At 60.6% G+C, this 7,526-nt stretch carries 11 protein-coding genes; 3 read left to right on the top strand and 8 right to left on the bottom strand.

Going from position 1 to position 7,526, the window contains the following annotated elements:
* The coding region (gene rplS, locus B2344_RS01935) for a 50S ribosomal protein L19 (RefSeq protein WP_349679770.1) at positions 1 to 308 on the bottom strand (308 nt) is incomplete at its 3' end.
* A complete protein-coding gene (gene trmD / locus B2344_RS01940; protein ID WP_206991804.1) occupies positions 295 to 1,020 on the bottom strand; it encodes a tRNA (guanosine(37)-N1)-methyltransferase TrmD in 726 nt (241 codons plus the stop codon). The genes rplS and trmD, both read right to left, overlap by 14 nt.
* Positions 1,021 to 1,179: 159 nt before the next feature.
* On the opposite strand from trmD, the gene B2344_RS01945 reads away from it, so the two are divergent.
* A complete protein-coding gene (locus B2344_RS01945) occupies positions 1,180 to 2,310 on the top strand; it encodes an aromatic ring-hydroxylating oxygenase subunit alpha (RefSeq protein ID WP_290484566.1) in 1,131 nt (376 codons plus the stop codon).
* On the opposite strand, the gene B2344_RS01950 is transcribed toward B2344_RS01945, so the two are convergent.
* Positions 2,307 to 2,642: a DUF6614 family protein gene (locus tag B2344_RS01950; RefSeq protein ID WP_206991802.1), complete on the bottom strand. Its 336-nt coding sequence runs from the start codon at positions 2,640 to 2,642 to the stop codon at positions 2,307 to 2,309. The two genes, B2344_RS01945 and B2344_RS01950, sit on opposite strands and share 4 nt — an antisense overlap.
* A gap of 96 nt (positions 2,643 to 2,738) precedes the next feature.
* Here B2344_RS01950 and B2344_RS01955 point away from each other — a divergent pair, with 96 nt between their 5' ends.
* Positions 2,739 to 2,918: a hypothetical protein gene (locus B2344_RS01955; RefSeq protein ID WP_290480327.1), complete on the top strand. Its 180-nt coding sequence runs from the start codon at positions 2,739 to 2,741 to the stop codon at positions 2,916 to 2,918.
* A 38-nt stretch (positions 2,919 to 2,956) separates the two neighbouring features.
* On the top strand, positions 2,957 to 3,706 hold the full coding sequence (locus tag B2344_RS01960) for a glycosyltransferase family 2 protein (RefSeq protein ID WP_290480326.1): 750 nt from the start codon (positions 2,957 to 2,959) through the stop codon (positions 3,704 to 3,706).
* A gap of 12 nt (positions 3,707 to 3,718) precedes the next feature.
* Here B2344_RS01960 and B2344_RS01965 read toward each other — a convergent pair whose 3' ends face one another.
* The 5 genes from B2344_RS01965 to B2344_RS01985 form a co-directional block, all read right to left on the bottom strand.
* Positions 3,719 to 5,353: a beta/gamma crystallin-related protein gene (locus B2344_RS01965; protein ID WP_206991800.1), complete on the bottom strand. Its 1,635-nt coding sequence runs from the start codon at positions 5,351 to 5,353 to the stop codon at positions 3,719 to 3,721.
* Positions 5,354 to 5,419: 66 nt separating this feature from the next.
* A complete protein-coding gene (gene rimM, locus B2344_RS01970) occupies positions 5,420 to 5,971 on the bottom strand; it encodes a ribosome maturation factor RimM (RefSeq protein WP_206991799.1) in 552 nt (183 codons plus the stop codon).
* A 50-nt stretch (positions 5,972 to 6,021) separates the two neighbouring features.
* Complete coding sequence (locus B2344_RS01975) at positions 6,022 to 6,687, bottom strand: beta/gamma crystallin-related protein (protein WP_290483759.1); 666 nt, start codon at positions 6,685 to 6,687, stop codon at positions 6,022 to 6,024.
* Positions 6,688 to 6,844: 157 nt separating this feature from the next.
* Positions 6,845 to 7,282, bottom strand: coding sequence for a 30S ribosomal protein S16 (rpsP, locus tag B2344_RS01980; protein WP_206991797.1), 438 nt, complete (start codon positions 7,280 to 7,282; stop codon positions 6,845 to 6,847).
* Between the two features lie 40 nt (positions 7,283 to 7,322).
* Positions 7,323 to 7,526: chorismate mutase (locus B2344_RS01985; protein WP_290484567.1), on the bottom strand; the 204-nt coding region annotated here is incomplete at its 5' end.

Genomic DNA, 7,526 nt, shown 5'->3' on the forward strand with positions numbered 1-7,526 from the left:
TAGTAGAGTTTCGCACGGCGCACGCGGCCCTTGCGCTTCACTTCGATGCTCTCGATCATCGGGGAAGCCAGCGGGAAAACGCGCTCGACGCCTTCACCAAAGGAAATCTTGCGAACCGTGAAGCTCTCATTGATGCCACCGCCTGCGCGGGCAATACAGACGCCTTCAAAGCGCTGGACGCGCTCACGGTCGCCTTCCGTGATGCGGACGTTCACGGCTAGCGTGTCACCCGGTGAAAAATCCGGGATGTTCTTGTCGCCGACAACGCGGGAAAACTCTTCCGCTTCGAGCTGTTCAATCATGTTCATCGCCTGTCTCCGGCGGTTGTAATTCGTTGGTATCTGAGTAAGCGGCGTATAAATCGGGGCGGCGGTCAATTGTCAACGACTTTGCGCTGTTAAACCGCCATTCTTGTATGCGTTTATGATCCCCCGACAGCAGAACCTCCGGAGTCGGGCGGCCTTCCCACTCCCGGGGCAGCGTATACTGGTCGTGTTCCAGCAATCCGGTCTCGAAAGATTCCTCTTCAAGGGAGGCCTGGTTCCCCGCAACTCCGGGCAACAAACGCACAACCGCCTCGGTCATCGCCATGGCTGCGACCTCGCCTCCTGCCAGCACAAAATCCCCGATGGAAACCTCGCGCAGGCCGCGCGCGCGGATCACTCGCTCGTCCAGTCCCTCGAACCGGCCACACATCATCACCATGCCCGGGCCGCCTGCCAGGTCCCGCGCCAGTTTCTGTGAAAACGGCTCTCCGCGCGGCGACAGATAGATCAGCGGCTTGCCGTCTGTGTCGATACTGTCCAGCGCCGCAGCCGTCACATCCGGTCGCAACACCATACCTGCGCCGCCCCCCGCCGGCGGGGCGTCGACATTCTGATGCTTTCCGAGGCCGAAATCGCGCAGCTGGACGGTTTCATAGTCCCAGATGCCTTCGCGACGCGCGCGCTCCAGGATGGAGACGCCGAGCGGGCCGGGAAACGCTTCGGGAAATAGGGTGATGAAACTTGCCTTGAACATGCGCCGAGCCTTTAGCCTACCGCGTGCGCTCCGTCACGTCTCGCCAGGCCGTTACCCAAATGGCTAGCCGTCTTCCTGCCCCCCCCCAAGAGAAGAACGCCAAACGACAGCGGTCGACAAAAGTTGACGCGTGTGTCATTTTTTTCTGGGAGGAATAAAATGACAAAAACATTGGCGGGTCTCACACCCGAAGAAATTGGCCGTGTCCGCAAGCCTCTGGAACAAGCCTATACCCTGCCCCCAGCCGCCTATCTCGACGAGGATGTGTACGCGCGCGAAACCGACCAGATCCTGCGCAAGAGCTGGCTTCCGCTGGCACGCATCGACCAGATAGCCACGCCGGGCGATTTCGTTTCGCTCGACCTGTTCGGCCAACCGGTCATGGTGGTTCACGGACATGATGGCGAAGTCCGTGTCATGTCGCGCACATGCCTGCACCGCGCCGCCCTGCTGGCAGACGGAAACGGCAATCGCAAGCTATTCACATGCCCCTACCACGCTTGGAGCTATGACACGTCGGGCCAGCTTGTCCGGGCGCCCCTGATGAATGGCGCAGAGGAGTTTGCTGAATCCAATTGCCGGCTGCCCCAGCTCCGCACGGAAATCTGGGAGGGCTTTGTCCTCGCCAATTTCGACCCCGACGCAGCGCCCTTCACCCCGCCGGTCGAGACGTTTCGCAAGTATTTCGAGAACTTCCGCCTCGCCGACATGAAGGTCGTTCACACGCTCGAATTCGACAGCGAGTGGAACTGGAAAGTGCTTGTGGAGAATTTCATGGAAGCTTACCATCACATCGCCACGCATTCCGAGACGTTCGAGCCCGCCTATCATGCCCGCGACTCCCGCGCGCCGGACAATGACGGCCCGTGGTCCATCCTGCACATGCCAGCGGCCCATGAGGAACTGCCGCCTGGCCTGCCCCCGCTTGAAGGTCTTGAAGACTGGCAGGCGCGCGACCTGTTCGCGACCGCCATCTTTCCGCACTTCCTGCTGGGCATTCAGGGCAGTGTCGTCACCTGGTACCAGGTCTTTCCGCAAGGCGCCGGCAAGTTGCACCTGAAGATCCATATTTGCGTTCCAGCCGCTTACAGCGAGATGGAAGGCTTTGACGAGATTGCGGAAGGCATGGCCCTGATGGTCTCGGCGATCCATCACGAGGATATCGGCGCGAATGATCTTGTCTGGCAGGGCCTCAACGCGCCGATGACACGGCAAGGCCGCCTCTCTCCACTTGAGAAGGCCATCTGGCAGTACAATCAATGGTGGCTCGACAAGATGGAAGCGCCCTAGGCGGCCCCATCCCAATCCGGCCAGTCGCGGAACAGGCCGAACTTGATGTTGGTCACCATGGCATTCGCGCTGAAGTGCAGCGTATCGGTTTCACCGGACCGCGCGGCGGCGGCGCGAAAAGCGGTGTCGAGCTGGGCGAGGTCGCGCGTCTCGATCATGATGTGGAACTCGCGCACATCGTCCGGCCGCAGGCCCAGCTTGCAGCGCATCATGCGCCAGGATTCGATCCGGCCGTCTGACTTCATATGATCCAGAAACGCCGGTAGCGCCTTGGCGAAGGCACGCTCGTCCGTTCCGGGCTTCAGGTCAAACCAGACGTGATAAATATCCATGCCGCGCTCTCCTGCTTGGTCGCCTGTTGCACCTATCGTAACCGGCTGGCAATTGGCATACTCGTTTCATGACGTTCCAACCGGGAGTTTTGTGACATGGGCATCATCGCATCGGTGGCAGCCTTCCTTGGACAGAAACCCCGTACCGCATCGAACCGGAAAGTGCCGGAGGCCTACAAGGCCATGTCCGCCGCCGAACTGAAGGACCGCGCCATGGCCGGCGATGTCCAGGCCGAAACCGCCCTGCGCCAGCGTGCAGCTTCAGCGGGCAAATGAGACTGGACCGCCAAGGCGCCAGCCTCTACTCCAGACCTATGCCCCAAAGCCCCGCCCTCTCCGTCCTGATCCCGTTCTTCAATGAAGAGGGTAATGTGCACCCCGTGATCGACGAGATCCATGAGCAGCTGGCGGGGATCAGTTTCGAGATTGTGTGCGTGAATGATTGCTCGTCCGACGCGACAGAGCAGGAACTTGCCGAAGCGATGGCGAAGCATCCCGATACCGTGGTCGTGTTCAATCATGTCGCGCGCAAGGGGAAGTCCGCCGCACTGTTCACCGGGCTCAAATCTGTGCGCGGCCAGTGGGTACAATTGCTTGACGGGGACGGGCAGAACGATCCGGCGGATACGGCCCGTCTCTGGAAAGAGATCATTGTGCCGGGCGCATCCCCCAGCCTCGGCATCATTGCAGGCAAGCGCAACAGCCGGAATGATTCCGGATTCAAATGGGTACAGTCCCGCGTCGCCAATGGGGTACGCCGCTTCGTGCTTCAGGATGATGCGACGGATACCGGATGCGGATGGAAACTGATCCGGACCGAAGCTTTTCGCGATCTGCCCTTCTTTGCCTCGATGCACCGCTTCCTGCCCGCCCTGATCAAGCGCGCAGGCTGGGATGTGCGCGAAGAGCGCGTGAATGATCGCAAGCGACTGGCGGGAGAATCCAAATACGGATTCCTCGGCAGGCTTGGCGCAGGCATCTTTGACCTGATCGGCATGTTCTGGCTGATCCGCCGGGGCGGATACGGCATCGCGCGCGAATGGCACGACCCGCGCGCGAACTGAGCCGCAACACCCCTAGTCCTTGTGAACTTCTCCACCCCGATTGCGCAGGGCTTTCGGCATATTATTTGACCGTTGCGGTTGCGGACGCGGCGTGGACCGTTGCTGCGGCTTTACCCGAGCCGGTTGGCGCTGAGCCTGTGGCCGGGCTTGCCGTTGCGGCTGTGCCTGTTTGCGCGTCTGCGGGGCAGGACGGACTTGCGGGCGCGCCGGTTGCCTCACCTGTTGTCTGGTCTGCTGTTGGGGACGGATCGTCTTTTGCTGGCGCGTCTGAGTTTGAGGGCGCTGCTGCACCTCACGGCGTTGCGTTTGAGTGTTCCTCAGCGCCTTGGGCCGCGAAGTATTCATGTCCACTTTTTGCCTGGGCCGCGGCGTGGCTGTGGGCCGGCGCTCGGTTTGCGCGCGGTTGCGCTGCGTTGCCGCCGGTTGCACCTGGCGCGTCTGCGGTCTCTGGGTGGTCGAACGGTTGGGCTGAATGGTCCGCACATTAGGACGCGGACGGTCTTCAGAGCCAATATTGGCACGTTGCGGGCGACCTGGCAGAGCGTGTGGGCGACGTTGCTGAGTCACGTCCCGCGCCTTCGGCCCGCCCGCAAGCGGGTTTGCCGCTGTCGGCGCTACTGTCTGCACATTTCCATTTCGTCCGCCGCCACGATTGCCATTCCGGCCATCATCCCGGCGACCGCGGTCTGCGTGACCCCCATCATTTCGGCCACCGCGATCTCCGCGTTGACCATCTCCCCGGCCGCCGCGCGGGCTGTCACCCACCGGCCGAATGGACGAGATGTTGTCATTCAGACGAATACCATTCAGCCGGTCCGTCGAGGCATCGACGATCTGACAGCGCCCTTTATAGTTCGCATGCTCGCAAACTTCCCATTTGCCAGAACGGATTTGCAGCGACGATATATTGTCATTGAAGCGATAGCGACTGAGGTCGGAAACGCCCTTGTTGAGGCCAAGCGAGGCACCGCGTTCATAGGAATCCGTGTAGAGCGTCACCGCGCCATTGCGCGCGCCATAATGCCCTCTCAGCGGGCGCTGTTGCTTGCGGTAATGACGCCCATAGTGCGGATTCGCGCCATGACGCGTCCAGCCGAAGCCATAGGGGCCGTGGCCGAGACGCGGACTGTAGTAACCGTGGGATCGATAGCTCGGCGAATAGCCATAATGGTAGACGCTGACACTCGTGCTGGTGCCATAGCCGTGTGAGTAATTGTCGTACCCGTAACGGGCATTGTCAGCATAGCGGATATAGCCCGACTGATCGCGGGTGAACATCAAGCCGTGCTCGGCTTCGGTATACTCGTAAATCGGGCGCACCGACGTTAGTTCGCGATCAAGGCCGTACCAGTCGAGGTCCTGGACATCGCCACGGATGAAGACACAGCGGCCGGTGAAGTCGCTATGCTCGCACAGCTCCCAGGCGCCGGACAGGACCGCAACGGATTGCGCGCGATCATTGAAATAATAGTCGTTCAGAGAATAGACGGAATCGAAGACTTCCCGCACTTCCCCGCGAAAATCCTCGCCGCTGAACAACATCAGGCCCGCCGGTTGTTCATTGCCTTCATACTGCGCGGCTGCAGCGCCCACTACAGTTAGCGGAAGGGCAAGAGCAGCGCCGAAGCGGATTAATCTGGCAAACATGGGCAGTTACCTCGTTCTTAAACTACCCTTTATGACAGGTGGCGTCTGAACAAGCGGCAACATGGGTCAATCAGTGGATTCAGCCTCGTCCCCGGGCGCCGTCCATTCGGCGAGATCCGGAATGATGATGCGGGATGTGGCAAGGTCCACGGTCGGCACGTCGGCCAGCGTGAAGGGCACGAGAACCGTATCGCCCCGGTCCGCCAAACGGATTTCGAGCAAATCATCTGCGCCGAAATTCTGCACAGCTTTCACGGTGCCCGCAGGCTCATTCCCGCCCGCGAACACCTGAAGACCGACAAGGTCCTCGATGTAGAACTCGTCGTCATCTGTTTCCGGAAGTTTCGCGCGCGGGACATGCAATAGCGTGCCACGCATCGCGTCCCATTCTTCTTTTTGCTTCTGTTCCTTGGGACGCACAATGAAATGGTCCTTGCCGGGCCGGGCCGATTGCGGCGTCAGCACGGGCTTCCCGGCTTCATCAGTCAGCGCACCATAGGTGAACACATCATCCGGGTCGGCGGTGAAGCTTTTCACTCGCACATCACCGCGTACGCCGTGCGCACCCTTGATAACGCCCACGACGATCTGTCTCTCAGTATTTGATTTCGCGCTCATGCCGCTTCTCTAACGGCCGATTGGCAGAGCGCAAGCGGGCAAGCGCCGTATCAGCGCCAGCCGTCATAGGCGCGGATGGAGGAAATATTGTCGTTCATGCGGATTGGCTTCAAATCACCCGCGCCGCCCTGCAACACTTCGCACCGCCCCCGATAGTTCGCATGCTCGCAGACCAGCCAACTGCCGCCCGTCACGAGGAAGGAGCTTGCGCGGTCATTGAAACGATACTGGCCGAGATCCGGCACATCGTGGCTGATTTCGATGGCCTGCCCGCGCTGGGCAGAATCCTGGAACAGAACAAGGTCACCATACCCTCCTCCGCGACGGCCTTTCCCCGGCCGGTCGCGATAGGCGACAGGACGAAGGGAGGAAACATTGTCATTGAGGCGATATGCGTTCAGGCGACCTGTGCTCGCATCGACGATTTCGCACCGCCCCCTGAAATGGGCGTCCGTACACAGTTCCCATGCGCCAGCGCGAATGGTAATCGACGAGGCTCGGTCATTGAAGCGCAGGCGGGCAAGGTCCGGCTCGGCGCCCTGAATGCGAAGGCCTTCGCCGGAAAAGCCGGAATCAGCGTGAAGCACCACGCCATTCCCACCGCCACGATATGACGTATCATGATAGCGACCCCGGTCTGCGCTGGCAGGAAGGGCGAGCGCCGCAATTCCGAGTGCAGCAAAGGGCAGAGTTCTGAAAAGTTTAGCCTTGGACATCTCGGATCTCCTCTCGTGTCGTGTTCTTTCTAGAGAAAGCGACCTGAACGGTGATTTGGTTCCCTGTTGCCCGGCATTCAGCCTCAGGCCTTGCGTCCACGAAAAAGGCCGGCACCCCGCAGGGCACCGGCCATATCCCGAGACTGGCAAGCCAGTCCTATTCCGAAGCAGCTTCCTCAGCGGGCGCTTCTTCAGCGGCCGGAGCTTCTTCTTCAGCCGGAGCCGCAGCAGCTTCAGCCGCCGCTTTTGCCTTTTCGGCTTTCTCTTCAGCGCGTTCCTGAGCTTTCTTGCCTGGCTCACCCTTGTTCGGGTTGTTGCCATGCGCCCATTCTACGAGCGGCTTGCCGTCCAGTTCGATCTTGGACAGGAAGCGTGCAACGCGTTCGGTCGGCTGGGCACCCTTGCGGAGCCATTCGGACGCTTTCTCGGCGTCGATCTGGACGCGGAATTCCGAATCTTTCGGAAGGCGCGGATCGTAGGAACCGATTTTCTCGACGAAACGACCGTCGCGCGGTGCGCGGGCATCCGCGATGACCACGGAATAGAAAGGGCGTTTCTTGGACCCGCCACGGGCGAGTCGAATCTTGAGGGCCATATGTGTATCTCCTGTAAGTCTGGCGTCTCGGGGTGGTAATTCAGTCGTCGGTCTCAAGACCGCGAATGTGCTCATGATGGCGGATGACTTCCGCCACGATGAAATTCAGTAGTTTCTCGGCGAAGGCAGGATCGAGCCCGCTTTCCTGTGCCAACTGGCGCAGGCGGTCGATCTGTCTGGCCTCGCGGTCCTTGTCCGCAGGCGGCATATTGTGCACGGCTTTCAGCTTGCCGACTTCCTGCGT

This window comes from Hyphomonas sp. UBA3195 (assembly GCF_002366485.1).
GTDB lineage: Bacteria > Pseudomonadota > Alphaproteobacteria > Caulobacterales > Hyphomonadaceae > Hyphomonas.